The 25,728-nt window shown below is 69.9% G+C and carries 28 protein-coding genes; 11 read left to right on the forward strand and 17 right to left on the reverse strand.

The features are described from left to right. Nucleotides 1-130: 130 nt before the first annotated feature. From V1227_RS17725 to V1227_RS17735, 3 genes are all read right to left on the reverse strand, one after another. Complete coding sequence (locus tag V1227_RS17725; protein WP_329793690.1) at nucleotides 131-1,258, reverse strand: sensor histidine kinase; 1,128 nt, start codon at nucleotides 1,256-1,258, stop codon at nucleotides 131-133. A gap of 1 nt (nucleotide 1,259) precedes the next feature. Then, on the reverse strand, nucleotides 1,260-1,943 hold the full coding sequence (locus V1227_RS17730; RefSeq protein WP_090102807.1) for a response regulator transcription factor: 684 nt from the start codon (nucleotides 1,941-1,943) through the stop codon (nucleotides 1,260-1,262). A gap of 64 nt (nucleotides 1,944-2,007) precedes the next feature. Then, nucleotides 2,008-2,448 carry a MarR family winged helix-turn-helix transcriptional regulator gene (locus V1227_RS17735; protein WP_329793691.1) on the reverse strand — a complete coding sequence of 147 codons (441 nt, stop codon included), beginning with the start codon at nucleotides 2,446-2,448 and terminating at the stop codon, nucleotides 2,008-2,010. Between the two features lie 90 nt (nucleotides 2,449-2,538). Here V1227_RS17735 and V1227_RS17740 point away from each other — a divergent pair, with 90 nt between their 5' ends. After that, on the forward strand, nucleotides 2,539-2,940 hold the full coding sequence (locus V1227_RS17740; protein ID WP_329793693.1) for a nuclear transport factor 2 family protein: 402 nt from the start codon (nucleotides 2,539-2,541) through the stop codon (nucleotides 2,938-2,940). A 12-nt stretch (nucleotides 2,941-2,952) separates the two neighbouring features. Here V1227_RS17740 and V1227_RS17745 read toward each other — a convergent pair whose 3' ends face one another. From V1227_RS17745 to V1227_RS17760, 4 genes are all read right to left on the reverse strand, one after another. After that, the gene (locus V1227_RS17745) at nucleotides 2,953-3,594 is read right to left on the reverse strand and encodes a slipin family protein (RefSeq protein ID WP_329793694.1); all 642 of its coding nucleotides are present in this window, start codon (nucleotides 3,592-3,594) and stop codon (nucleotides 2,953-2,955) included. Nucleotides 3,595-3,823: 229 nt separating this feature from the next. Beyond that, entirely contained in the window at nucleotides 3,824-5,728 is a 1,905-nt protein-coding gene (gene dxs, locus V1227_RS17750; RefSeq protein ID WP_329793695.1) for a 1-deoxy-D-xylulose-5-phosphate synthase, read from the reverse strand. 62 nt (nucleotides 5,729-5,790) lie between these two features. Beyond that, nucleotides 5,791-6,996: a class I SAM-dependent RNA methyltransferase gene (locus V1227_RS17755; RefSeq protein WP_329793696.1), complete on the reverse strand. Its 1,206-nt coding sequence runs from the start codon at nucleotides 6,994-6,996 to the stop codon at nucleotides 5,791-5,793. After that, complete coding sequence (locus tag V1227_RS17760) at nucleotides 6,993-8,978, reverse strand: APC family permease (RefSeq protein ID WP_329793697.1); 1,986 nt, start codon at nucleotides 8,976-8,978, stop codon at nucleotides 6,993-6,995. Before V1227_RS17760 ends, V1227_RS17755 begins: the two co-directional genes overlap by 4 nt. 82 nt (nucleotides 8,979-9,060) lie before the next feature. Between V1227_RS17760 and V1227_RS17765 the strand changes: the two genes are divergently transcribed. Together V1227_RS17765 and V1227_RS17770 are read left to right on the forward strand one after the other, a co-directional pair. Then, nucleotides 9,061-9,723 carry a potassium channel family protein gene (locus tag V1227_RS17765; RefSeq protein WP_329793698.1) on the forward strand — a complete coding sequence of 221 codons (663 nt, stop codon included), beginning with the start codon at nucleotides 9,061-9,063 and terminating at the stop codon, nucleotides 9,721-9,723. After that, a complete protein-coding gene (locus tag V1227_RS17770; RefSeq protein ID WP_236220254.1) occupies nucleotides 9,723-10,379 on the forward strand; it encodes a potassium channel family protein in 657 nt (218 codons plus the stop codon). The genes V1227_RS17765 and V1227_RS17770 overlap by 1 nt, the downstream gene beginning before the upstream one ends. 60 nt (nucleotides 10,380-10,439) lie before the next feature. On the opposite strand, the gene V1227_RS17775 is transcribed toward V1227_RS17770, so the two are convergent. Beyond that, nucleotides 10,440-11,204, reverse strand: coding sequence for a DUF3159 domain-containing protein (locus V1227_RS17775; protein WP_329793699.1), 765 nt, complete (start codon nucleotides 11,202-11,204; stop codon nucleotides 10,440-10,442). Continuing rightward, on the reverse strand, nucleotides 11,201-11,581 hold the full coding sequence (locus tag V1227_RS17780) for an OB-fold nucleic acid binding domain-containing protein (protein ID WP_030464824.1): 381 nt from the start codon (nucleotides 11,579-11,581) through the stop codon (nucleotides 11,201-11,203). Before V1227_RS17780 ends, V1227_RS17775 begins: the two co-directional genes overlap by 4 nt. 202 nt (nucleotides 11,582-11,783) lie before the next feature. Between V1227_RS17780 and V1227_RS17785 the strand changes: the two genes are divergently transcribed. Next, nucleotides 11,784-12,305 carry an alpha/beta fold hydrolase gene (locus V1227_RS17785; RefSeq protein WP_329793700.1) on the forward strand — a complete coding sequence of 174 codons (522 nt, stop codon included), beginning with the start codon at nucleotides 11,784-11,786 and terminating at the stop codon, nucleotides 12,303-12,305. Here V1227_RS17785 and V1227_RS17790 read toward each other — a convergent pair. Next, on the reverse strand, nucleotides 12,302-12,919 hold the full coding sequence (locus V1227_RS17790; RefSeq protein ID WP_090102617.1) for a DUF3710 domain-containing protein: 618 nt from the start codon (nucleotides 12,917-12,919) through the stop codon (nucleotides 12,302-12,304). The genes V1227_RS17785 and V1227_RS17790 overlap by 4 nt on opposite strands. 3 nt (nucleotides 12,920-12,922) lie before the next feature. Further along, entirely contained in the window at nucleotides 12,923-13,396 is a 474-nt protein-coding gene (gene dut, locus V1227_RS17795; protein ID WP_090102619.1) for a dUTP diphosphatase, read from the reverse strand. A gap of 24 nt (nucleotides 13,397-13,420) precedes the next feature. On the opposite strand from dut, the gene V1227_RS17800 reads away from it, so the two are divergent. Beyond that, nucleotides 13,421-13,882, forward strand: coding sequence for a DUF3093 domain-containing protein (locus V1227_RS17800; RefSeq protein ID WP_329793701.1), 462 nt, complete (start codon nucleotides 13,421-13,423; stop codon nucleotides 13,880-13,882). Nucleotides 13,883-13,965: 83 nt separating this feature from the next. Here the strand turns inward: V1227_RS17800 and V1227_RS17805 are convergent, their stop codons facing one another. Next, the gene (locus tag V1227_RS17805; RefSeq protein ID WP_329793702.1) at nucleotides 13,966-14,265 is read right to left on the reverse strand and encodes a DUF4193 domain-containing protein; all 300 of its coding nucleotides are present in this window, start codon (nucleotides 14,263-14,265) and stop codon (nucleotides 13,966-13,968) included. A gap of 422 nt (nucleotides 14,266-14,687) precedes the next feature. On the opposite strand from V1227_RS17805, the gene cei reads away from it, so the two are divergent. Then, nucleotides 14,688-15,410, forward strand: coding sequence for an envelope integrity protein Cei (gene cei, locus V1227_RS17810; protein WP_329793703.1), 723 nt, complete (start codon nucleotides 14,688-14,690; stop codon nucleotides 15,408-15,410). Between the two features lie 25 nt (nucleotides 15,411-15,435). After that, entirely contained in the window at nucleotides 15,436-15,978 is a 543-nt protein-coding gene (locus V1227_RS17815) for a hypothetical protein (protein ID WP_329793704.1), read from the forward strand. Between the two features lie 118 nt (nucleotides 15,979-16,096). On the opposite strand, the gene V1227_RS17820 is transcribed toward V1227_RS17815, so the two are convergent. Further along, complete coding sequence (locus tag V1227_RS17820) at nucleotides 16,097-16,891, reverse strand: inositol monophosphatase family protein (protein WP_329793705.1); 795 nt, start codon at nucleotides 16,889-16,891, stop codon at nucleotides 16,097-16,099. 105 nt (nucleotides 16,892-16,996) lie between these two features. On the opposite strand from V1227_RS17820, the gene ppgK reads away from it, so the two are divergent. The 3 genes from ppgK (at nucleotide 16,997) to V1227_RS17835 (ending at nucleotide 20,044) form a co-directional block, all read left to right on the forward strand. Further along, the gene (ppgK, locus tag V1227_RS17825) at nucleotides 16,997-17,758 is read left to right on the forward strand and encodes a polyphosphate--glucose phosphotransferase (RefSeq protein ID WP_329793706.1); all 762 of its coding nucleotides are present in this window, start codon (nucleotides 16,997-16,999) and stop codon (nucleotides 17,756-17,758) included. A gap of 218 nt (nucleotides 17,759-17,976) precedes the next feature. Further along, on the forward strand, nucleotides 17,977-19,287 hold the full coding sequence (locus V1227_RS17830) for an RNA polymerase sigma factor (protein ID WP_329793707.1): 1,311 nt from the start codon (nucleotides 17,977-17,979) through the stop codon (nucleotides 19,285-19,287). Between the two features lie 577 nt (nucleotides 19,288-19,864). Next, complete coding sequence (locus V1227_RS17835) at nucleotides 19,865-20,044, forward strand: DUF7455 domain-containing protein (protein WP_231642793.1); 180 nt, start codon at nucleotides 19,865-19,867, stop codon at nucleotides 20,042-20,044. Nucleotides 20,045-20,106: 62 nt separating this feature from the next. On the opposite strand, the gene V1227_RS17840 is transcribed toward V1227_RS17835, so the two are convergent. The 4 genes from V1227_RS17840 to V1227_RS17855 form a co-directional block, all read right to left on the reverse strand. Further along, entirely contained in the window at nucleotides 20,107-21,261 is a 1,155-nt protein-coding gene (locus tag V1227_RS17840; protein WP_329793708.1) for an ROK family transcriptional regulator, read from the reverse strand. A gap of 4 nt (nucleotides 21,262-21,265) precedes the next feature. Further along, nucleotides 21,266-22,696 (reverse strand): sugar ABC transporter permease, encoded by a 1,431-nt coding sequence (locus V1227_RS17845; RefSeq protein WP_329793709.1) that lies wholly within the window; start codon nucleotides 22,694-22,696, stop codon nucleotides 21,266-21,268. A 20-nt stretch (nucleotides 22,697-22,716) separates the two neighbouring features. Then, complete coding sequence (locus V1227_RS17850) at nucleotides 22,717-23,490, reverse strand: ATP-binding cassette domain-containing protein (protein ID WP_329793710.1); 774 nt, start codon at nucleotides 23,488-23,490, stop codon at nucleotides 22,717-22,719. 77 nt (nucleotides 23,491-23,567) lie between these two features. Next, nucleotides 23,568-24,692, reverse strand: a complete 1,125-nt coding sequence (locus V1227_RS17855; protein ID WP_329793711.1) for a sugar ABC transporter substrate-binding protein — start codon at nucleotides 24,690-24,692, stop codon at nucleotides 23,568-23,570. Nucleotides 24,693-24,938: 246 nt separating this feature from the next. Here V1227_RS17855 and V1227_RS17860 point away from each other — a divergent pair, with 246 nt between their 5' ends. Further along, nucleotides 24,939-25,727, forward strand: a complete 789-nt coding sequence (locus V1227_RS17860) for a class I SAM-dependent methyltransferase (protein ID WP_329793712.1) — start codon at nucleotides 24,939-24,941, stop codon at nucleotides 25,725-25,727. Nucleotide 25,728 lies beyond the last annotated feature (1 nt).

Genomic DNA, 25,728 nt, shown 5'->3' on the forward strand with positions numbered 1-25,728 from the left:
CGCCCCACGAGATCCAAATCGGGGGTCCTCCAGTGCGTCACCGCAGGTCAGACACCACGCGGACGGCCCAAACCCGCCATGATCGACGCAGAGTGTGACCGGGGCCACGCAGAGAATCTTGCACTCGGCGTCAGTGAGGTGCGCTCGGCAGGTGCACGGTGACCGACAGACCACCCGTCGGCACGGCCACTGCCTGGGCAAACCCGCCGTGAGCGGCCACCGCGGCACGCACGATCGACAGGCCGAGGCCCGTGCCGGACTGGCCGGTGCGGTCCTTGACGCCGCGGCGGAACGGCTCGAACAGCTCCTCGACGCGGTCGGGCGGGATGACCGGACCGGACGACGACACCCTCAGCACCGACCACTGCGGCCCGGTCTCGACCACGGTCTCGATCCACCCGCCGACGTGGTTGTGCCGGACGGCGTTCTCCAGCAGGTTGCCGGCGATGCGCTCCAGCAGTGCGGGGTCGCCGACCGCGAGAGCCGGCACGCACCGGAACACCGCGCGCAGGTTCCGCGCCTCCGCCTCGGCCCGCGTGGCCTTCCACGCCGACTCGACGACGGCGGACAGGTCGACCGGTTCACGCACGGCGAGCCCGATGCCGTCCGTGCGCGCGAGCAACAGGAGCGCCGACACCAGCTGTTCGGCACGCTCCCCTGCCGCGCGCACGACTCCTGCCATGCGGCGCAGCTCTTCGACGTCGGCGTCCGGATCGGACAGAGTCACGTCCAGTTCCGTGCGCACCACCGAGAGAGGAGTGCGCAGTTCGTGCGACGCGTTCGCGACGAACCGCCGTTGCGAGTCGAAGGCCGCTTCGAGCCGGTCGAGCATCGCGTCGAACGTGTCCGCGAGTTCCGCCACCTCGTCACGCGGTCCCTCCAGGCGCAGCCTCGACCCGAGCGACTCGGCCGACAGCTGACGTGCGGCGCCCGTGACGTCGTGCAGCGGTTTGAGCACACGGCCGGTGAACGTCCATGCGAGCAGAGCGGCGGCCAGCACCATGCAGGCGAACGCGATCAATCCCGCGTGCAGCAGGTCTTGGCGAGCGGCAGCCGTCAGCGCGTCGGTCAGGGTCTGCGCGGTGACGGTGACGCCGTCGACCGTGACCTGGCTGTCGGAGGGGAACGACGGCGACGAGTCGAAGACCCGCCCGACCAGCGTCCACCCGAGGAAGAGCAGGACAGCGCTCACCACGGCGACGAGCGCGGTGGTGAGCAGTGTGATCCGGAGACGCAGTCCTGGGCCGCGTCTGCGCATGTCAGTCCTCAGCAGATCCGTTCGAAGCACTCGGCACCCGGTACCCGGAGCCCACGACGGTGTCGATGATGCCCGGCTCTCCGAGCTTCTTGCGCAACGTCATCACGGTGACGCGCACGGTCGTGGTGAACGGGTCGGCGTTCTCGTCCCACACGCGCTCGAGCAGCTCCTCGCTGCTGACGACCGATCCCTTGGCCGCGAGCAGGACCTCGAGGACGCCGAACTCCTTGCGCGTCAGCTCGATCGGGGTGCCGCCGCGCGCCACGGTGCGCCGCGCCGGGTCCAGCTCGACGTCCTGCGCGGACAGCACGGGCGGGGTCGCGGGCGTCGCGCGCCGGGCCAGCGCCCGCACGCGCGCCACGAGCTCGGGGAACGCGAAGGGCTTCGCGAGGTAGTCGTCGGCGCCCAGCGACAGCCCGGACACGCGGTCCTCGATCGAGCCGCTGGCCGTCAGCATCATGACCCTGGTGAGCGCGCCGGAGCTGAGGATCTCCTTGCACAGCTCGTCGCCGGACATCCCCGGCAGGTCGCGGTCGAGCACCACGACGTCGTACCGCGTGACGGTCGACTTCTCGTGCCCGGTCTCGCCGTCGTAGGCGACGTCCACGGCCATGCCTTCGCGCCTCAGGCCGCGAGCGATCGCATCGGCCAGGGGCGCCTCGTCCTCGACAACCAGAATCCGCACGAGTCCAAGGTGCCACATCCACCTGAGACCACGCTTAACGGCACCTTCACGCGAGCTGTCGGAGCTATCCGCGCTGGTGGTGCGCCAGAAGCACGCCCAGCAGACGGGTCAGCTCCTCCCGGTCGGGCTCCGCGAGCGGCCCCAGGAGCGCGACCTGCGCCCCGTCGAGCGCCCGGTCGAGCCGGCACAGCCGCGTCTTGCCGAGCTCGGTGAGCGTCACGGTGTTGCGCCTGCGGTCCCGCGGGTCCGGCGCACGGTCGACGAACCCGTGGTCCGACAGCTCGTTCACCGCCGCCACGACGTCGCTGCGGTCCATGTTGCAGCGGCGGCCGAGGTCGGCCTGGCTGGCCGCGCCGAACTCGTCGAGCGCGGCGAGCACCCGGTAGTGGTAGCCCCTCGCTCCCTCTTCGCCGAAGGCCTCGGAGGCGAGCCGGTGCGCATGTACCGCGAGCTGGGTCAGCAGCCAGCTCGGTTTCGCGGCCAGGCGTGCGGGGGTCTCCTCCATGGACGTCATCCTAAAACGTTGGCGCGACCAACAACGATATGTAATGTTGGCGACGCCAACGTTGGCGACGCCAACTAGTTAGGGGTTCTCATGTCCGCGACAGACCGTCTCGAGATCAACGTCCTGTTCAGCAAGCTCGCCCGCCTGCTCGACGAGAAGCGGTGGGACGACGCGCACACCGTCTTCGACCGCGACATCGCGATCTCCTCCCCCCGCAACGGCGAGATCAACGGCGTCGACGAGTTCGTCGCGGCGATGCGGAGCGCGGACAAGCCGGACGAGCTCACCCAGCACATGACCACCGGGCTGCTGGTGGAGCTCGACGGTGACAAGGCCACCGCCTCGGCGAACTCGGTGACCTACTTCTTCCGTGCCGGTGAGGCACCCTTCCGCACCGCGGGGCTGCGCCTGGACTGCGCCGCGGTCAGGACGCCCGCCGGCTGGCGGCTGCGCGAGTCGCGGACGACCCTGCTCTGGTTGCGCGAGGACTGACCGGTTCCGCGGTCAGGACTTCCGGGCGGGCCGGTCCACCACGACGGTCGAGGCGGCCTGCAGCGCCCGCAGCTCCAGCAACGCCGGGTGCTCCTCGGCCAGCCGGGCGGCGTTCAGCAACGACCGCAGCGCGGCCGTCTCGCCACGGGCCCGCTCCAGCGCCGCACGTCCCTCCGAGGCCGCCACCAGTTCGGCCAGCGCGGCCCGCCGCAGCTCACCCGGCATGACGACGTCGCGGACGGCGACCTCGGACACGGTGATCCCCAGCTCCTCGGCGCGCGTCGCGACACCGGCCAGCATCTCGGCCGCGACGGCGTCCCGCTCGGGGTCCACCGCCGAGTGCGCGCGGGTGACCACGGCGGCGCGCAGAGCGAGCTGCACGGCGGTGTAGAGGTCGGACTCGGGCTCAGCCGACTCCATGACGTACTTCGTCGGCGAGGTCACCGCCCACCGCACCACGACCGTCACGCGCACCAGGACCCCGTCTGCGGTGGGAACCTCCTGCGCCGCCGGGGTCATCGTCCGCGAGCGGACGTCGACGCGGGTCAGCACGGACCGCATCGGCACGCGGTGCCGTCCGGGACCGAGCTCACCGACCAGCACACCGCGGTCGAACCGGACACCCCGCTCCCACGGGTACAACGTGCGCTTCATCGTCTCCACCCCCGTCCGGACAGGCCACGACCCCGGCCGGCGAGGCGGTGAGCGGGAGTCCTCCAGGGACTCGCAGAGCTCCTCGCCCCCGTGTGCGGCCGGGGTCGTGGCGTCAGGATTCGAACCTGGTCTCTACAGAACCAACGCGTCCGCCCTATCACGGAACCAGGCGAGGGAAACCTGCCGGGCCGCCTGGAGCGGACGCTCTCGGGGTGGGAGGTTAGCCGACCTACTTCTCCGCGGTCGCGTCGATTTCCACGGGCAGGCACTCCAGCCGGGCCGCCCACTCCGTCACGCGGCGTGCGACGTCCTGCGCGGTGATGCCGCACAACGCCAGCACCTCGCCGCGCGAGCCGTGGTCGTGGAACTGCTGCGGCAGAGCGATGTCCCGCAACGGCACCTCGACATCGGCGTCGCGCAGGGCAGCCGCGAGAGCCGAACCGAAGCCACCGTGCCGGCCCCCGTCCTCGACGGTCACGACGAGCTTGTGCGACGCGGCCATCTCCACGAGGTCGGACGACATCGGGTAGATCCACCGCGGGTCGACGACCGTCACGCCGATGCCCTGGTCCTCCAGCCGGTGCGCGGCTTCGAGGCCGAGCTCGCCCAGCGCACCGACCGTCACCAGCAGCACGTCGTTGCCGGAGCGGCGAAGCACGTCGACGGAACCCACGCGCTCCAACGCCGGCAGGTCCGCGCCCACGGACGCCTTCGGGTAGCGGATCACCGTCGGGGCGTCCGAGACCGCCACGGCTTCGCGCAGCTCCTCGGCGAGCGTGCCGGCGTCACGCGGCGCCGCCACGTGGATGCCGGGGATGACACCGAGGATCGACATGTCCCACATGCCGTGGTGCGACGCGCCGTCCGGGCCGGTGACACCCGCGCGGTCCAGCACGACCGTGACGCCCTGCTTGTGCAGCGCCACGTCCATCAGCAGCTGGTCGAAGGCCCGGTTGAGGAACGTCGCGTACACCGCGACGACCGGGTGCAGGCCGCCGATCGCGAGACCGGCGGCGGAGGTCAGCGCGTGCTGCTCCGCGATGCCGACGTCGAAGAAGCGCTCCGGGAACGCCTTGGCGAACGCGTCCAGACCGGTCGGCCCCTGCATCGCGGCGGTGATCGCCACGACGTCGGAGCGTTCCCGGCCGATCTCCACCAGCGAGTCGGAGAACACGTGCGTCCAGGTGCGGCTGGACGGCTTGAGGTCCTCGCCGGTGATCGGGTCGATGACGCCGGTGGCGTGCATCTGGTCGGCCTCGTGGTTCTCGGCCGGCGCGAAGCCCATGCCCTTGCGGGTGACGGCGTGCACGATGACCGGGCCGCCGAACGACTTCGCGCGCTGCAGAGCAGACTCCAGCGTCGAGATGTCGTGGCCGTCGACCGGGCCGATGTACTTGAGGCCGAGGTCCTCGAACATCGCCTGCGGCGCCAGCGCGTCCTTGATGCCGCGCTTGGCGGCGTGCAGGGCGGCGTAGACGGGCTTGCCGAGGATCGGCGTCTGCTGCAGGGCGCTCTTGCCCTTCTCCAGCACGCGCTCGTAGCCGGGGCGCAGGCGCAGCGACGACAGGTGGTCGGCGAGACCACCGATGGTCGGCGAGTACGAGCGGCCGTTGTCGTTGACCACGATCACGACCGGGCGGTTCTTGTCCGCCGCGATGTTGTTCAGCGCCTCCCAGCACATGCCGCCGGTCAGCGCTCCGTCGCCGACCACGGCGACCACGTGGCCGTGGGCGCCGTTGATCTGCTTCGCCTTCGCCAGACCGTCGGCGTAGGACAGCGCCGTCGAGGCGTGCGAGCTCTCCTGCACGTCGTGCTCGGACTCCGACCGCGACGGGTAGCCCGACATCCCGCCCCGCTGGCGCAGCCGGTCGAAGCCGTCGCGCCGGCCCGTGACGATCTTGTGCACGTACGACTGGTGACCGGTGTCGAACACGATCGGGTCCTGCGGCGAGTCGAACACGCGGTGCAGAGCCACGGTCAGCTCGACGACACCCAGGTTCGGGCCCAGGTGCCCGCCCGTCTTGGACACCTTGTCGACCAGGAAACGCCGGATCTCCTCGCACAGCCGCGACAGCTGCGCCTCGTCCATCCGTTTCAGATCAGCCGGTCCGTGCACGGACTCCAGCAGGGTCACCACGCCCACCTCACTCCTGAAGACTTCGGCTCAGTCTACGGAGACGCGACTGAGACGCATGGTCACGGCGTCTCAGGTACGAGCAGCGCGATGCACTCCACGTGCTGCGTCATCGGGAACGCGTCGAACGCCCGCAGATCGGCGAGCCGGTACCCCTGAACTGTGAATTCGGCCAGGTCTCGCGCCAGGGCGGCGGGGTCGCAGGCCACGTACACGACCCGCTGCGGACGGCGTCGTGCGACTTCAGCCACAACGACCTTGCCCGCTCCCTTGCGGGGCGGGTCCAGCACGACGACGTGGGGGTCCTCGACGGGCAGCCTGCGCGTCACGGCGCGTTCGACCTTGTCCGCCACCCACTCCACCTGCGACAGGCGGCGCAGGTTGCGCCTGCCGTCCTCCACGGCACCGGGGAAGGACTCCACGACCAGCACCGATCCGCTTTCGCCGACCTGACGGGCGAGCACGGACGCGAAGAGGCCCGCACCGCCGTAGAGGTCCCACGCGCGTTGGCCCGGCTCGGCCGCGGCCCACTGCCCCACGACGGTCGCGAAGGTGTCCGCGGCGGCCGGGTGGACCTGCCAGAAACCCTCGGCGGAAATCCTCCACTTCCGCTGGGCGGCGGTCTCGACGGCCGTACCCGATCCGGCGCGTCGCGCGGTGTGCCGGCCGCGCACCTCGCCCACGTGACGGTTGCCGTCACCGTCCTGGACGATCGTCAGCTCCTGCGCCCGCCACGTCCGGCCGGTCACCGCCTCGACCATGCCCGGCCGCGAGATCACGCAGTGGTCGACCGGGATCACGTCGTGGGAACGGGTGCCGCGGAAACCCGGCCTCCCGTCGCGGTCGACGGCCATCCGGATCCGGGTCCGCCACTCCAGCGGACCACCGGGCAGCGCCTCGACGACCACGTCCCGTTCGATCTTGCCGAGCCGGGAGAGCTGCTCCCGGACGACCTGGGCCTTGAGCTCCCGCTGCGCGTCCCACGAGACGTGCTGGAAGTCGCAGCCACCGCACTTCCCCGGCCCGCTGAACGGGCAGGGCGGCGACACCCGGTCCGGTGAGGGCTCCAAGACCTCCACGGCGTCCGCACGGCAGAACGAGCCGCCGTTGTCCTCGTACACCAATGCCACGACGCGCTCGCCGGGCAGCGCGTGACGCACGAACACAACGCGTCCCTCGTGCCGTGCCACGAAATGCCCGCCATGAGCAACGGGCCCCACTTGGACCTCGAACTTGCGTCCGGTCCAGTCTTCCTTGGTCGAGCTCATCGGTCGTCAAGTCCCCTTCGGACAGCGCCGGGCGCGATGACGTCCTTGTCCTTGACCTTCACCGACGACTCGAGCTGCCACGGCACACTGGTCACCATCACACCCGGCTGGAACAGCAGCCTTCCCTTGAGCCGCAAAGCGCTCTGGTTGTGCAGGAGCTGCTCCCACCAGTGGCCGACGACGTACTCGGGGATGAACACCGTAACAACGTCGCGCGGGTTGTCCGTCTTGACGCGCTTGACGTAGTCGAGGACGGGCTTGGTGATCTCCCGGTACGGCGACTCTATGACCTTGAGCGGGATCTTGAAGTTCTCCTTCTCCCACTCCTGCACGAGCCGGCGGGTGTCGCGGTCGTCGACGTTGACCGTGACGGCCTCCAGCACGTCCGGGCGCGTGGCCTTCGCGTAGGACAACGCCCTGAGCGTCGGCATGTGGAGCTTCGACACCAGCACCATGGCGTGGTTGCGGGCGGGCATCGTGCGCACGCGCTCCTGCTTGCGCAGCTCCTCGGCGACGGTGTCGTAGTGCTTGCGGATCGCCGTCATCAACCCGTAGATGGCGGCCATCGCGGCGATGGCGATCCACGCGCCCTTGGTGAACTTGGTGATGAGCACGATGATCAGCACGGTCGCGGTCAGCGCCAGGCCGAACGTGTTGATCGCCTGCGAGCGCCGCATGCGGGTGCGGGCCTGCGGGTCGGTCTCGGTCTTGAGCAGCCGCTGCCAGTGCTTGATCATGCCGAGCTGGCTCAGCGTGAACGACACGAACACACCGACGATGTAGAGCTGGATCAGCCGGGTGACCTCGGCGTCGAAGGCGATCACCAGCACGACCGCGAACCCGGCGAGGAACAGGATGCCGTTGGAGAACGCGAGCCGGTCGCCGCGGGTGTGCAGCTGGCGCGGCAGGTAGCGGTCCTGGGCGAGGATCGAGCCGAGGACGGGGAAGCCGTTGAACGCGGTGTTCGCCGCGAGCACGAGGATCAGGGCGGTGACACCGGCGATGAAGTAGAAGCCGGGCGGGAAGCTGTCGAACACGGCGTGCGCGATCTGCGCGACCATCGTCTTCTGCTCGTAGCCCTCGGGGGCGTTGGTGATCTGCTGCTTGGGGGACTCGGCCATCCGCACGTCGGTGAGCTGGGCGAGGACGATCAGGCCCATCAGCATGAACACCGAGATGCCGCCCATGAGCAGCAGCGTGGTCGCCGCGTTGCGGGACTTGGGCTTGCGGAACGCCGGCACGCCGTTGCTGATCGCCTCGACGCCGGTGAGCGCGGCGCAGCCGGACGAGAACGCCCGCAGCACGAGGAACACGAAGGCGAGACCCATCAGGTGGTCCGACTCGGCGTGGATCTCGAGACCGGAGCTCTCTGCCCGCATCTCGTCGCCCATCACGAAGCCGCGGAACAGGCCGTAGCCGATCAGGCCGAAGACGCCGATCATGAACGCGTAGACCGGCACGGCGAACGCGGCGCCGGACTCGCGGATGCCGCGCAGGTTCACCGCCGTCAGCAGCACGATGGCCGCGACCGCGAACTCCGCCTTGTGGGTCGCGACGAACGGGATGGCCGAGCCGATGTTCGCCGCCGCCGCCGAGATCGACACCGCGACCGTGAGGATGTAGTCGACGAGCAGGGCGCTCGCCACGGTGAGCCCCGCCCTGCGCCCCAGGTTGACCGTCGCGACCTCGTAGTCACCGCCGCCGGAGGGGTAGGCGTGCACGTTCTGCCGGTAGCTGGCGACCACGGTGAGCATGACCACGACGACCGCGACCCCCACCCACGGCGCCAGGGCGTAGGCGCTCAGGCCCGCCACCGACAGCATCAGGAAGATCTCCTCCGGCGCGTACGCGACCGACGACATGGCGTCGGAGGCGAACACGGGGAGGGCGATGCGTTTGGGCAGGAGGGTGTGAGCGAGGCGGTCGCTGCGGAACGGCCTGCCGACCAGGAGGCGTTTGGCAGCGGTGGCGAGCTTGGACACGGCCAGAGCGTAAGGGGTCCGCTCACCGGGACAGGCTAATGCTGGGTAGGTTCTGCGGAGAGTTCGCCTGAGGAGGCAAGTCGTGCACGTGGTGATCATGGGGTGTGGCCGGGTGGGAGCCTCCCTGGCCAGGGCCCTCGAGCGACTCGACCACCAGGTCGCCGTGATCGACAAGGACCCGCAGTCGTTCCGCAGGCTGGGCAGCGACTTCCACGGCCAGCAGGTCATCGGCAACGGTTTCGACCGCAACGTCCTGATCGAGGCGGGTGTCGAGCGCGCGGGCGCGTTCGCGGCGGTCTCCAGCGGCGACAACTCGAACATCATCTCGGCGCGGGTCGCGCGCGAGACGTTCGGCGTCGAGCACGTCGTCGCCCGCATCTACGACCACAAGCGCGCCGCCGTGTACGAGCGGCTGGGCATCCCGACCGTGGCGACCGTGCCGTGGTCGACCGACCGGTTCCTGCGGATGCTGCTGCCCGAGGGCGCGGCGACCGCGTGGCGCGACCCGTCCGGCACCGTGGCGGTGCTGCCGATCGAGGTCGAGGAGTCGTGGGTCGGACGGCCCGTCTTCGACCTCGAGGCGGCCATCGGCGCGCGCGTGGCGTTCCTCATGCGGTTCGGCACCGGGGTCCTGCCCGACGCCAAGACCGTGGTGCAGGCGGACGACACCATCTACGTGGCGGCGCTGTCCGGCACGATCACCGACGTCGCGGCCGCGGCGCTGCAGGCACCGGAGGAGAGCTGATGCGGGTCGCGATCGCGGGTGCGGGCGCGGTGGGCCGGTCCATCGCGCAGGAGCTCGTCTCGGACGGGCACCAGGTCATGCTGATCGAGCGGGACCGGGCGCACTTCGACCCGAACTCGGTCGAGCAGGCCGAGTGGGTGCAGGCCGACGCGTGCGAGCTGTCCTCTTTGGAGGACGCCGGCATGCAGCTGTGCGACGTGGTGATCGCCGCGACCGGTGACGACAAGGTCAACCTCGTGGTGTCGCTGCTGGCGAAGACGGAGTTCGCGGTCCGCCGCGTCGTCGCGCGCGTGAACGACCCGACGAACGAATGGCTGTTCACCGAGTCGTGGGGTGTCGATGTGGCCGTGTCGACGCCACGGCTTCTCGCCGCGATGGTCGAGGAGTCGGTGACGATCGGCGACGTCGTGCGGTTGCTGACGTTGCGGCAGGGCCAGGCGAACCTCGTGGAGATCACGCTCGACGAGTCGACGCCGTTCGCCGGGCGCGCGGTGTCGGAGCTGACGCTGCCCCGGGACGCCGCTCTGGTGACGATCCTGCGCGGCGGGCGGGTCATCGTGCCGCAGCCGGACGACACCCTGGAAGGCGGGGACGAGCTGCTGTTCGTCACGACCGCCGCCGTCGAGCAGGACATCAAGAGCGCTCTCGGCTACTGATCGCCGTACGGACCCGGCCGGCGCCCCACGAGGAGGCGCCGGCCGGGAACGGCGGGCGGATCAGTCCCTGGACCTGTCGCGGGACTCGGCGTCGACGACGCGCTTGAGCTCGTCCATGTCCGGCGTCAGCAGGTCGTCGGCCGTGCGGGCCAGGACGTCCTCCGCCTCGGCCTCGGACCTGGCCTTCGCCTCCGCGGCATCCTCGGCCGCCTTGAGGCGCTTGTCCGCGCGGCGGACCGCCCAGACCGTGGCCAGCAGTGCGATGGCCATCAGCGGGTAGCCCATGGCGAGGCGGGCGACGGCGAGCCAGCCGACCTGGTCCCCGTCGTAGAGCCAGCGCTGGACGACGAAGCGGGCGAAGAAGACGAGGGCCCACACGAAGGTCGCGATGTCGTAGTCGCGGACCGTGGCCTTGTCGTCGCGCCAGGAGCGGTCTCTGCCGTTGAGGAACGTCCAGATCACGCCGGCGAGCGGCCGGCGCACGACGATCGACAGCAGGAACGCGCTGCCGTAGACGACGCTCTGCCAGATGCCGAAGAGGAAGAAACCCTTGGCCTCGCCTGTCTTGTAGGCGATGAAGGCCGCGATGCCGACGCCGAAGACGGCGGAGATCGCGGGCTGGACGGTGCCCTTGCGCACCGCGAGGACCACGCCGATGACGACGGCCGCGGCGAGCGAACTGATGATCGCGGCCATCAGGTTCTTGGTGGTGAAGTTGACGATCACGAAGACGAGGACGGGCAGCGACGAGTAGAGCATTCCGCTCACGCCGCCCATCTGCTCGAGGACGGTGGGCTGCTTTTCTTCGGTCTTGGCTGAAGTCATGAAGCGTTCTGCAACTCGTAATAGGGGTTGTAGAGCACCTTGCGCCCGTCGCGCACGGCGATGCGGCCACGGGCCTTGATCGTCCGACCAGGCTCGATACCCGCGATGCGACGGCGGCCGAGCCAGACGAGGGTGACGCCCTCGGTGCCGTCGTAGAGCTCGGCTTCCAGGGTGGCGGCCGCGTCGCGGGGGCAGAGCTCCACGCTGCGGAGCCTTCCGAGGACGGTGACCTCCTCACCGGACTTGCAGTCGCAGGCCTTCACCGCGCCGACGGCCTCCGCTTTTCGCGAGAGGTCGTCCGCGTCGAGCTCGGCGACGTCGCTGGTCAAGCGACGCACCAAGCGGCGCCAATAGCCGCTCATCCCCGACTCCTGCATTGCTCAGGTGGCCCGTGGTGTGGACCGTCTGTCATGAGGGTACGCAGAGGGGGCGACAATCTCGGCCGTGCCTGCCGAGACCGTTGTCCTCCTGCCCGGAACCGCCTCCGACGAGGTGTTTGTCCGTTCCGTGTTCACCGAGCCGTTGTCGCAGGTCGGTGCCGTTTTCACAGCACCGGCGGTCCGCACACTCCGTGAACGGTTGACGGCCCTCGAAAATGCCCGGGAAGGCCACCCGATCGTGGTGGGTGGCGTCTCACTCGGCGCCCACGTGGCCGCACGGTGGGCCGCGGCCAACCCGGACAGGTGCGCGGGTCTGGTCCTCGCGCTGCCCGCGTGGACGGGTTCCCCGGACGGGGCCCCCGCGGCGCTCGCGGCGAAGGCCAGCGCGCAGGTCGTCGCGACGCGGGGCCTGGAGGCCGCGCTGGCCGGCACGACCGGCTGGCTGCGCGAGGAGCTCGGCAGGGCCTGGCGCGGCTACGGCGACCTGCTGGTGCCGCACCTCGAGGAGGCCGCCGAGTCACCGGCGCCGACGCTCGAGGAGCTGAGGTCGCTCGACGTGCCGGCGGGGATCCTCGGGTGCACCGACGACCCGGTGCACCCGATCGACGTCGCCCGGCAGTGGGCCGAAGCCCTCCCGCGGGCCGTTCTCGTCACGACGACGCTCGACGCCTACCCGCACGCGCTGGGGCGCGCGGTGCAGGCGTGGCGACAGGCCTGTTAGCCCTGCTGCTGGATGTGCCGGGCGATCGCTTCCGGCAGCTCGACCGGCAGCGGGGTGCGGGGCGGCATCGGCTGCTCGCCGCGCACGACGACGGTGCCGCGGATCATCTCACGCAACGCCTCGGAGTTCTGCGCGAAGTGCTCCTCGGGACCGGCCGCGACACCGCGCAGCATCCAGCGCGGCCCGTCGATGCCGATGAAGAGGATCTGCACGCCCTGGTTGCGCGCGGTGATCTCCTCGCCCCACTCGCCGTTCTCGCGGTTGATGCGGGCGCCGTCCTCCTTGAGGCCCTGCACCAGCTCGGCGCCGACCTCCTTCCAGAGGCCGCCGGACTTCGGCGCGGCGAACGCGCTCACCGTCAGCTGCCCGACGGACGTGAGGATGTGCACGGCGCGCACGGAACCGTCCTGCTGGTCCATCTCGACCTGCAGCTGGGCCTCGTCCGGCATCGGCAGCAGCACCGATCCCAGGTCGAGCCGCTGCACGTCGTCACGGGGCGCCACCGTCGAGTCCCACGGGCCGTCGACGTCCTCGTCGAACGCCTCGTCGTGCTCCGGACCGGTGTCGACCGAGCCCGAGGAGTGACGACCGCGCTTGCGGCGCCTTCCGAACATGCCCTACCCCTCCGCATTCATCCGGGCGAGCACCTCATGCCCACCGGTCGAGCCATAGCCTCCCGCACCGCGTGCCGTTTCCGGCAACTCGGCGACCTCGCGGAACACCGCGTGCTCGACGCGTTGCACGACGAGCTGGGCGATCCGGTCGCCGCGCGACAGCGCGATCGGCTCACGAAGATCATGGTTCACGAGGCAAACGCGGATCTCACCGCGGTAGCCGGAGTCGATCGTGCCCGGCGTGTTGACCACGCTCAGCCCGACCCGCGCCGCCAGTCCGGACCGCGGGTGCACGAACCCGGCGAACCCCTCCGGCAGCGCGATGGCGACACCGGTGCCGACCACCGCTCGCTCGCCTGGTGGAATGACCACGTCCGACGTGGTGACCAGATCGGCGCCCGCGTCGCCGGGACGGGCGTAGGCGGGCACGGGAACCCCCGGATCGAGCCGGGTCAGCAACACCTCGACGCTGGACACGGCGGCCGAGATTACCCTGACGACGTGAGTGAGACTGCCGTGACCGCCACTACGACCTTCCGCGAGCGCCTCTACGTGACGTGGTGGATCTGGCCGCTGCCGCTGCTGGCCGCCGCGCTGCTGGCCGCCGAGGTGCACATGGGCTTCCCCGGGGTGCGCTCCTGGCTGCCGTACGTGATCCTGCTGCCCCTCACGGTCGTGCTGATCGTGCGCATGGGGTCGACGAAGGTCGAGGTCGCCGGCGGCGAGCTCCGCGCCGGTGACGCCCACATCCCGCTGGACCTGCTCGGCGAGGTCGAGGTCATCGCCCCCGAGGACAAGCGCAAGGCCATGGGCCCGCACCTGGACCCGGCGGCGTACGTCGTGCACCGCGGCTGGGTCAAGCCGCTCGTGCGGGTGCGCGTGAACGACCCCGAGGACCCGACGCCCTACTGGGTGATCAGCACGCGGCGCCCGGAAGAGCTGGCCGCGGCGATCAAGTCCTGAAAGACACAACTGGGCGCCACCCGTGAGGGTGAGCGCCCAGTTCTCTGAAGCGGTCTTCTCTCCGACGGCCCTCAGGCCGTGGATCAAGCGCAGTCGCGGCAGACGTACACGCCGTTGTTGTCCTCGGCGAGCCTGCTGCGGTGGTGCACCAGGAAGCACTTGGAGCACGTGAACTCGTCGGCCTGCTTGGGCAGGACCTTGAACGTGAGCTCCTCGCCGGACAGGTCGGCGCCCGGGAGCTCGAAGTTCTCCGCGCTCGCGTCCTCGTCGACGTCGACGACGCCGGACTGCGTCTCGTTCCGCCGGGCCTTCAACTCCTCGAGGGAGTCCTCAGCGAGTTCGTCCGCCTCGCTGCGACGCGGCGCGTCGTAGTCGGTCGCCATCTTCTTCACCCCTGCGGTCTACGGAGACTGTTCGTGTCGCTGGTTAACGCTCCAGCGACCTCATTTGTGCCCCACGTCAAGGTGACGTAGGTCTCTCGCACGCGGCGGCCGAGCCAACCCCCTTGACGTGACCGTCGGCTTGATCGACATGTGCGCGGAGCGCGCAGAGGGTAGCTCATTGTCGGAGTGGCCCGGCATCGGGTTACCCCTTACCGACCGGACGGGTGACACAACCTTTCTACGCTGGACCGATACCCTGTGCGGGAGCACCCACGCCTCGGCGTGCAACCTGACGCCGAGCCGGTACCGTCCTGACTGTGAGCGACCAGGCCGGTGCAGTGGGTCACGCCCGTCGGGGCGCGGTCCAGCCGGGCAAGGCCTAGGCTGGACCTCAGGGACGGATCACGGGGAGGGCTTCGGACGTGGGATCCGCATCGGGGAACTTGACGCCGTACAAGAGGCGTCGGCCCGTGCCCGCGCTCGTCCTGTTCGCGGTGCTGTTGGTCAGTTCCGTGTTCGTGTGGGTGAAGGTGCTCGGCAACGCCGGCGACGTGGACGCGGCGATCAGGTGCAACCCGCCCGGCAACGTGACGACGGCATCGGCCGTCGTACCCGCCGACCCGGCCGCCGCGACGTCGACGGCCCCGCCGCCCGCGCTGGGCACCGTCCTGGAGCACGACGCGCTCGACCGCACCGACCCGGTGCCGGTCGGCGAGGTCAACTTCAAGGTCGTCAACGCCTCGACGCAGCGCAACCACGCCAAGGCCGTGGCCACGATGCTCACCGAGCTCGGCCTGAAGCAGGCGGCCGACCCCGGCAACGACCCCATCTACCCGGCGGGCGACATGACCTGCCGCGGCCAGCTCCGCTTCGGCGCGCCCGGCGCGTCGGCGGCCAGGACCCTGTCGCTGCTGGAGCCGTGCCTGGAGCTCGTGCGCGACGACCGCCAGGACGCGACCGTCGACGTCGCGATCGGCAAGAAGTTCGACGAGGTCAAGCCGAACAGCAGCGCCCGCAAGGTCCTCGACCAGCTCAGCGAGTGGGCGGCGCAGCAGCCGGAGCAGCAGGGCGGCCAGGTCGCCGCGGCCACCTCGCCGTCGCTGAACGCGGACAACCTGGCGGGCGCGCGAGAGGTGACCTGCTGAGGTCCTGCTCCGCTACCTTGCGGGCATGGGGGTGGATCTTCTTCCGGGCGAGCGCGTCCTCTGGCAGGGCTCGCCCGTGCACCGTTCGGTCTTCCTGCGCGTTGACGCCGCGTGGATGCGGTTCAGCCTGAAGTTCGACGCCGTCCTGTTCGCCGTGGTGGCGGCGGTCATGTGGCTGGTGGACGGCTGGCTGGGTCCGTTCGACGTCTGGAACTTCCTGCTCGTCGGAGGCGGGATCCTCGCGTCCACGACGTTCCGCTTCGTCGAGCCGTTCGCGTGGCGCCGGCTCACGCTGCACCGCACGACCTACTACGTCACCAACAGACGTGTCGTGTGTGTGCCCGGCCGCGGAGAGAGGTCGACCGAGCTCTCCGACGTCGAGGTCCTGACGTTCCTGGAGGAGGCGGACGGCTCGGGGTACGTCCGCCTCGACCGGCGGTACACGCCGGACGGGTTCATGAACGCGATGGTCGCCGAACTGATCCACGTCCCGGACGTTCGCGAAGTCGTCGCCCTGCTGTCGGAGCTGACCGGGCAGACGCCGGAAACAACGTTGATCCGACGTTGACGCGACGTTGATCGGACGTTGACCCGCGACGTTGCAACGACCCCTTGTGCAAAAGACGTTTGCGGACGTCGCAAACGTCTTTTGCACAACCGATATATCAGTGCGTTGACCTGCGGTTTCAGACCTTGTCGAAGCCGGACTCGGCGAGCGCTGCGTACATCGCGTCCGCGATGCCCGGTGCGGCGGCGAATGTCGCGTCCTCCCCCAGCTCCGGCGACGATCCCGGCAGCCGCACGACCGCGCCGGCCTCCGCGGCGATCAGCCCGCCGGCCGCCCAGTCCCACCGGCCGAGCGCGTGCTCGGCGTAGGCGTCGAGCCGTCCCGCGGCCACCGAGCACAGGTCGAGCGACGCCGCGCCGGCCCGGCGCAGGTCGCGCACGCGCGTCGCCATGCGGGCCCACGTCTCGGCCTGGCGCTGCCGCCGTTCTGGCCGGTACGCGAAGCCGTACCCGAGCAGGGACAGCGACAGGTCCGTCGTCGCGGACACCTGCAGGGGCGTGCCGTCCAGGAAGGCGCCGTGGCCGCGGGCGGCGGTCCACAAGCGTCCGGTCGCGGGCTCGAACACCGCGCCAGCGACGGACTCGCCGTCGAGCTGCGCCGCGATCGACACCGAGTACCAGGGGATCCCGTACAGGTAGTTGACGGTGCCGTCGATCGGGTCGACGACCCACGTCAAGCCCTCGACGACGGTGCCGCCCTCCTCCTCGCCCAGCACGGGCTCGCCGGGGCGCAACTCGGACAGACGCGTCCGGACGAGTTGTTCCGAGGCCCGGTCCGCGGCGGTGACCACGTCGGTGGAGGTGCTCTTGGTGTCGAACGAGACGACCGCGGAGGCGCGCATGCGCTGAACAAGAGCGCCCGCTTCCCGTCCGACGGCCGTCGCGATGTCAACGAGTGGCCGGGGATCGAACACGACCGGTTTCCTCCTACGTCACTGGCACGGGACTATCGGACGACGTCAGGCTAATGTCTGCGCACCACGGTTACTGAATCGAACGAGTAGGAAGGACCACGGGGAATGGGCATCACCCGCGGGTTCGGTGTGGACATCGGCGGCTCCGGCGTCAAGGGCGGCCTGGTCGACCTCGAGGCAGGAGCACTGGACGGCGAGCGCATGCGGATCCCCACGCCTCAGCCCTCCACGCCGGAGGCGGTGGCGGAGGTCGTCGCGGAGATCGTCGAGAAGTTCCAGTGGGAGGGACCGGTCGGCATCACGCTGCCGTGCGTGGTCAAGCACGGTGTGTCGCTCAGCGCGGCGAACGTCGACAAGGGCTGGATCGGCTGCGACGCGCAGAAGCTCTTCGCCGAGCGCCTCAAGCGCAGGCCCGAGGACATCGTGGTCATGAACGACGCGGACGCGGCCGGCATCGCGGAGATGTCGTTCGGCGCGGGCGTCGGCAAGGGCGGGACCGTGGTGCTGCTGACGTTCGGCACCGGTATCGGCAGCGCGGTGTTCCTCGAGGGCAAGCTCGTCCCGAACACCGAGTTCGGCCACCTCCAGGTCGACGGCCACGACGCCGAGAAGCGCGCGGCCGCGTCGGTGAAGGAGGAGAAGGACCTGTCGTGGGAGGAGTGGACTCCCCGCGTCAGCCGGTACATCAACGTGCTGGAGGACCTCATCTGGCCGGACCTGGTGATCGCGGGTGGTGGCGTGAGCAAGAAGGCGCACAAGTGGTTGCCGTTGCTCAAGGTCCGCACCGAGGTCGTCGCCGCGGCGCTGAAGAACGACGCGGGCATCGTGGGCGCCGCCTGGGCCGCCGCGCACGGCGTCAGGCCTTGACGACCATTCGACACCGAAACGTGTCCGACTCGATCTAGCTGCGACAACGCAGGTGAGAGCGCCTCGAAGCACCTCGGGGCGCAACACCGCGTCACCGACGTCGTTACAATGGAACGCACACCCGCCGGGCAAGATCGGCGGGGAGATCCCCTGAACTCTGGCGACCGAGGTTTCGCGCCCTCTGGTCCGCCTTGAACGACCGTCGCGAAAGGGCGTACGTGGCAGCCGCAGAAACCGCAACCCGACGCTCCAGCTCCGCCGCGAGCGCCGCCAAGACGACCAAGGCGACCGCGGCCGGCGAGGCCGAGGAGAAGCCGAAGCGCAAGACGACCGCTGCGGCAGCGAAGAAGCCCGCAGCCAAGGCCCCGCGCAAGACGGCCGGCAAGGCCGATCCTGCCGCGAAGGGCACCGCCAAGAAGGACGGCGACGAGCCCGAGGACATGGAAGGCGCTCCGGGCGCCGAGGACCTGGAGGACGTCGAGATCGTCGACGAGCCGGTCGTCGACGAGCCCGAGGAGGCGGAGGACCCCAAGACCGAGGGTGACTTCGTCTGGGACGAGGAGGAGTCCGAGGCCCTGCGCCAGGCGCGCAAGGACGCGGAGCTCACCGCCTCGGCCGACTCGGTACGCGCCTACCTCAAGCAGATCGGCAAGGTCGCCCTCCTCAACGCCGAGGAGGAGGTCGAGCTCGCCAAGCGCATCGAGGCGGGTCTCTACGCCGCCGAGCGCGTGCGCCGCTCCGAGGAGGAAGCGGAGAAGCTCACGCCGCAGCTGCGCCGCGACCTGCGCTGGATCGTCCGCGACGGCGAGCGCGCCAAGAACCACCTGCTCGAGGCGAACCTGCGCCTCGTCGTGTCGCTGGCCAAGCGCTACACCGGCCGCGGCATGGCGTTCCTGGACCTGATCCAGGAGGGCAACCTCGGTCTGATCCGCGCGGTCGAGAAGTTCGACTACACCAAGGGCTACAAGTTCTCCACGTACGCCACCTGGTGGATCCGTCAGGCGATCACCCGCGCGATGGCCGACCAGGCCCGCACCATCCGCATCCCGGTGCACATGGTCGAGGTCATCAACAAGCTCGGTCGCATCCAGCGCGAACTGCTCCAGGACCTGGGCCGCGAGCCCACCCCGGAGGAGCTCGCCAAGGAAATGGACATCACGCCCGAGAAGGTGCTGGAGATCCAGCAGTACGCGCGTGAGCCCATCTCGCTGGACCAGACGATCGGCGACGAGGGCGACAGCCAGCTCGGCGACTTCATCGAGGACTCCGAGGCCGTCGTCGCGGTGGACGCCGTCTCGTTCACGTTGCTGCAGGACCAGCTGCAGTCCGTGCTCGCGACGCTGTCCGAGCGCGAGGCGGGCGTCGTCCGGCTGCGCTTCGGTCTCACCGACGGCCAGCCGCGCACGCTGGACGAGATCGGTCAGGTCTACGGCGTCACGCGTGAGCGCATCCGCCAGATCGAGTCCAAGACGATGTCGAAGCTGCGTCACCCGTCGCGCTCCCAGGTCCTGCGCGACTACCTCGACTAGGTCCTACCCGGTCATACGCACGAAGCCCCGCACCGGTTCGGTGCGGGGCTTCGGTGTTTTCGGCGAGCGCTGCTCGCGGGTTCGTGAAAATGTGGCGGAAGTGTTCGCTTTCCGCGAAAGAACGCCGGAAATGTCCGTAGCGGGCGCTGCGCCGGCGTTCGCCCGAAACCTCGAATCCGGGTCGAGGACCGCTCGTCGATCACGGTCTCGCGTCCGAATCGTGGGACGTTCGTGACCTGTTCGCTGCGGGCGGACAAGAGCAACCGATATCACACTCCCGGCCGCACGCAACCGACCGCCTGGCCGCACTTGGCTGCTCCACCAGCGGGTTTCCGGTTGCCCAGCGTGCGTGTCAAGCCGGTGAACCGGTGGCGAACGGAGGTGTGAAGCTGCTGCAGGCGGGTAAATCGGAGAGTGACGCGAGTCGCCACGTACACGGGAACACTGACTAACGCCAAAACGTCTGTCAGAGTGGAGCCAGCGAGCACCGCGCACCATCCAGGGGCGTTGTGGTCGCAGCTTGGTAAGAGGGCACCGGGACACTTCGTTCCGTTGCTGGGACGGAGGGAGATTCATCATGACTGCAGCACTCACCCGCCCCGAGTTGACCGCTGCCGACCGCTGCGACCGCTGCGGGGCTGCTGCCCAGGTTCGCGCTTTGCTCCCGTCCGGGGGCGAGTTGCTGTTCTGCGGGCACCACGCCCGGGCGCACAGTGAGAAATTGCGCGAACTCGCTGCTGAGATTCAGCAGGGCTGACTTCCACCCCACCTAGCCGCTCGGGGCGGAGATCCGCGAGGATCTCCGCCCCCTTCGCTTTTCTAGAGGGCGTCGAGCACCGGCTCGAAGGCCAGTTCGGCGGCCCCCACGAGCTTCGCGTCCCGCCCCAGCGGCGACGTCACGACCTGGGTCCCCCCGACGGCGCGGGAGACGAGGCTGCGCCGCTGCACGGCGGAGCTCACCGACTCCACCACCGACAGCGGCAGCGCCGTGTAGAGGTCGCCGAGCACGACGAGCTCGGGACCGAGGACGTTGACGATGTTCGCGAGGCCCAGGGCGAGCCAGTCGGCGAACTCGTCGAGCACCGAGGGGTCGTCGAGCGCCCGCAACGCCGCGACGACGGCTCCGCGCGGGGCGTCGTCGGGAAGGCCCAGCGCCCGGCACAGCGCCGGCTCGCCCACCTCGGTCTCCCAGCAGCCGTCACAGCCGCAGTAGCACCGCCGCCCGTGCGGGTTGACCACCATGTGGCCCAGCTCGCCGACGTAGCCGCCGGAGCCGCGCAACGGCTGCCCCGACAGGATCACTCCCCCGCCGACGCCGACGTCCGCGGAGATGTAGACCATGTCCGAGGACTCGCGCGCCGCACCGCGGACGTGCTCGGCCAGCGCACCGAGCTCCGCGTCGTTGCCGACCTGGACGGGCAGCTTCAGCACCGCCTCCAGGCGCTTGCCGAGCGCCACACCGGTCCAGTGCAGGTTCGGCGCCTCGTGCACGTGCCCGTCGGCACGCCGCACGACGCCGGGCACGGAGATGCCCACCCCGACCGCGGTGGCGTCGAGGTCGTCGGCCATGAGGCGCGCCGACTCGACGATGTGCGTGATGACCTCCCCCGGATCACGCGTCCGGTGCAGGTTCCAGCTGTCCCGCCCGAGGATCTCCCCGCCGAGGCCGACGAACCCCATCGCCACGTGTTCCACCCGCACGTCGATCGCGATGACGACCGCAGCCTGCGGCTGGGGCAGTACCAGCAGGGATGGGCGGCCCGCTCCGCTGCGCAGAGCGGGCACGCGTTCGGCGACCACGCCGGCTTCGGCGAGGCCGTCCACCAGGGCCTTGATGGTGCTGCGGTTGAGCCCCAGCTCAGCCGCGAGCGAGGCCCTGGTGGACGGTCCGTCGACGTGCAGGCGGCGCAGCAGCGCCGTCCTGTTGTGCCTGCGGATCTCGTCGGGACGAGTGCCGGACGTGGGTCCCGTCACCGCGTCATCGGGCCGCGGTGGCCGCCCGGCGGCGGGACAACGCGTCGACGCTCGCGGCGAGCAGCAGGACGAGGCCGGTCACGATGAACACGACCGCGGCGGGCTGCTTGAGCAGGCCCATGCCGTTCTGGATGATCGCGAGCACCGCGCCACCGATGACGGCGTCGCGCAGGCGGCCCTTGCCACCGAACAGCGACGTACCACCGATGACGGCCGCGCCGACCGACAGCAGCAGCGTGTTGCCGCCACCGGCGTTCGGGTCGACCGAGCCGACCTTCGACGAGTACACGATGGCGCCGATCGCGGCCGCCGAGGAGGCGATCACGAAGACGCTCATGCGGATGCGCTCGACGTTGATACCGGCGCGGCGGGCCGCTTCCTTGTTGCCACCGACGGCGTAGATGTGCCGGCCGTAGCTGGTGCGGTCGAGCACGAACGTGCCGATCACCAGCAGCACGAGCACCAGCGGCACCACGAACGGCACGCCTTCGATCACCACGAGGTTGCTCGGCGCCCGGTTGAGCGACAGCGCGTAGGTGATGACGGCGGCCAGCACCGCGAGGGCGCCGATCTTGGCCAGCACCAGCGTGGTGGGCTGGGCGACGAGGCCCCTGCGCAGCCGCGAGAAGTGGCGGGTGAGCACGACGGCCGCGTAGCCGCCGACGGCGATGACGAACAGCGCCCACGAGCCGACGAAGTCCAGGTTGCCGTTGGCGACGTTGAAGATCGTGTCGTCACGCAGGCCGAGCGTGCCGCCCTGGCCGATGAGCTGCAGCACGACACCGCCCCAGACCAGGAACAGCGCCAGGGTCACGACGAACGACGGGATGCCGACCTTCGCGACGAGGAAGCCGGTGATGGTGCCGATGGCCGCGCCGACGCAGACGGCGAGCAGCATCTCGAGCCAGGCGTTGGCGGGGATGCCGACCGCGGCGATCACGAGCGCCACGGCGGACAGCGCCGCGCCGGCCCAGACCTTCATCACGACCGCGAGCACGATCGCGATCACCAGCAGGCCGCAGAACACGTAGAAGACCGTGTCGCCCATGCCGCCGAGCAGGTTGCCGTTGTGGATCAGGTGCAGTGCCATCACGGCGGCCGTCACACCGGACGCGGTACCGGCGGACAGGTCGATCTCGCCGAGCAGCAGCACGAACACCAGGCCCATCGCGATGATGGTGATGCTGGCGCCCTGCTGGAGCAGGTTGGCGAGGTTGCCGAGGGTGAAGAACGTGTCCGACAAGGAGCTGAACACGATCAGCAGGACGACGAGGCCGAGCAGCGCGGGCAGCGAGCCGAGCTCACCGCCGCGGACCCTGGCCCAGTAGTCGCGGACGGCCTCGCCCGTGGACTGGGACGTCGTGTCGATGCCGAAGTCGGAGATGGCGCCCTGCTGCGGGGTTTCCTGCACGGGCGATTCGGTGGTGTCGGTCATGCTGCCCTCTTCGGAACTCATCAGATCGTCGCCGCCTCGGGGCGGGCGATGCCCAGGTCACCGGAACGGCCGGCCGTGATCAGCTCGACGACCTGGCCGTGCGTGACGTCCTTGGACCCCACGACGGCGGCCATGCGGCCGAGGTAGAGGCACGCGATGCGGTCGGCGACCTCGAAGACGTCGTTCATGTTGTGGCTGATCAGGACGACCCCCAGGCCCTGCTCCGCGAGCCGGCGGACCAGGTCGAGCACCTGGCGCGTCTGCGCGACGCCCAGTGCTGCGGTGGGCTCGTCGAGGAGCACCACCTTGCTGTTCCACAGGACGGCCTTGGCGATCGCCACGGTCTGGCGCTGACCACCGGACAGCGACGAGACCTGGGTGCGCACCGACTTGACGGTGCGGACCGACAGCGAGGCCAGCGTCTTGCGCGCCGCCTGCTCCATGTCCGTCTCGTCGAGCAGACCGGCCTTGGTGCGCTCACGGCCGAGGAACATGTTCTGGACGATGTCCAGGTTGTCGGCGAGCGCGAGGTCCTGGTAGACGACCTCGATCCCGAGGGCCGCGGCGTCGCGCGGGCCCTTGATGTCGACGGGCTTGCCGTCGAAGAGGACTTCACCCGAGTCGGTCGGGTGGATGCCCGCGATGCACTTGACCAGCGTCGACTTGCCCGCGCCGTTGTCGCCGACGAGGGCGGTGACCTCGCCGGGGTTCACGACGAGGTCGATGTCGTGCAGGACGTGCACGGGGCCGAAGCTCTTGTTGATGCCGCGCAGCTCGAGAATCGGCTCGCTCACTGGGGATTCCTCCGTGGTTACCACGCGCCTAGGGCGGGGTGCGGTCGTTGCCGCACCCCGCCCTGGCGCGAGCGGTCCTACTTGATGCCGAGCTCGGTGCAGGCGGCCTGGGTGTCGGCCACGCAGATCTCCGAGGCCTTGACGAAGCCCGCGTCGACCACGGACTTGACCTTGTCCTTGGTGATCAGCTGAGCGGTGAGCAGCACGGACTTGACGTCGCGGTTGCCCTTGGCGTCCTTGGTCTTGCCGGTCGCGAGGGCGTCGGCGGCGGCCGTGTCGCCCTTGGCGAGGGCGGCGGCCAGCTTGGCGGCGGCCTCGGCCTCGTCCTTGATCGGCTTGAAGACGGTCATGTACTGGTCACCGCGGAGCACGGCCTGCAGACCGTCCGGGGTGGCGTCCTGACCGGTGACCGGGACCTTGCCGTTCAGGCCGACCTTCTTGAGGACCGTGATCACCGCGCCGGCGAGGCCGTCGTTCGCGGCGACGACGCCGTCGACCTTGCCGCCGTTGGAGGTCAGGATCTGCTCGAAGACCTGGCCACCCTTCTGGTTGTCCCAGTTGTCGATCGGCTGGGACTGGACCAGCTTGAGCTTGCCGGACTCGTAGAGCGGCTTGAGGACCTTCTGCTGGCCCTCGTGGAACAGGGTCGCGTTGTTGTCCGTCGGCGCGCCCTCGATCTCGATGACGTTCGCGCCCTGCGGCGCGGCCTTCATCGCGTCCGCGAGACCCTGGCCCTGCAGCTCGCCGACCTTCACGTTGTCGAACGACACGTAGTAGGACGAGGAGCCGCCGGTGTTCAGGCGGTCGTAGTCGATGACCTGGATGCCCTGGGCCTGCGCCTTCTTGGCGACGGAGGCACCGACCTCGCTGTTGGGGGTCGCGATGATCAGGACCTTGACGCCGGCGTTGATCATGCCGTCAGCCAGGGTGCTGAACTTCTGGACGTCGCCCTGGGCGTTCTGGATGTCGGGGTCGAGCCCCTCCTTCTTCAGAGCGGCCTCGAGGAGCGGCTTGTCGAAGCCCTCCCAGCGAGCGGAGGAGGCGGTCTCGGGCAGGATCACGCCGACCTTCGCGCCCGTGCCGCTGCCAGAGTTCGTTTCAGAGGTTCCTCCGGTGCCGGAGGAGGAGTTGGCGCCGCACGCCGAAACCGCCAGGGCGAGGCCCGCGGTCACGGCGATGGAAGCGAGAGTCTTGCTGCGCATCCGCCATCCCTTTCACTGCGCTGTGTCACAGAGAATGTTGTGGCGCACAACGTATGCCCGACATATGCGTGACCGGAACCACACTGGATCGATTAAGTCGCAACGATGCGGTAACCGTGCCGAAATTTAGTCACCGAGAGTTGTGAGAGCGTTACCACCGCGCTACTGCATCCAGCGGCGATATATTGGATATCGCTTGCGGCGAACACTCGGGGGCCATCTCCCGGACACCCCTAGGTTGGGTTCATGACCTTCAACGGGGAAGCCGCCAAAAGACTGGCGAAATCGTTCGGTGCGGAAGCGGCGCGCTACGACCGCACCCGCCCCACCTACCCGGACAAACCGGTCCGGAAGATCGTCGCCGCGAGCCCCGGCCCGCGTGTCGTCGACGTCGGCTGCGGCACCGGGGTCCTCTCCCGCCCGCTCGCCGCGGCCGGGTGCGAGGTGCTCGGGGTGGAGCACGACGAGCGCATGGCCGAGTTCGCCCGTGCCACCGGCGTGACCGTGGAGGTCTCCGAGTTCGAGACGTGGAACCCGGCGGGCCGCGAGTTCGACGCCGTCGTCGCCGGGCAGTCGTGGCACTGGGTCGGCGCCGAGGCCGGTCCCGCGCAGGTCGCGCGGGTGCTGCGGCCCGGCGGGGTGTTCGTCGCGCTCTGGCACGTGTTCGGGACGCCCGAGCCGATCGCCGACGCGTTCGTCGCGGCGTACGCCAAGGTGGCGCCCCAGCTCCCGCACCGCGTCGGCCACTCCTACGCCGAGGCGTTCGAGGCCTACCAGGCCGGCTGCGTGCGCACCGGCGAGGCGTTCGCCGCGACCGGGGCGTTCTCCGCCGCCGAGCAGTGGCGGGCGGACTGGGAGCGGACGTCCACGACCGCCGAATACATCGACCTGATGCGCACCATGAGTCCGATGGCCCTGCTCAGCGCCGAGCAGGCCACCGAACTCCTCGACGACGTCGGCCACGCGATCGACGCGATCGGTGGCGAGTTCACGATGCGCTACAGCACGCTCGCCGTCGCCGTCACCCGCGTCTGAG

The organism is Lentzea sp. DG1S-22, assembly GCF_036321065.1.
Lineage (GTDB): Bacteria > Actinomycetota > Actinomycetes > Mycobacteriales > Pseudonocardiaceae > Lentzea > Lentzea jiangxiensis.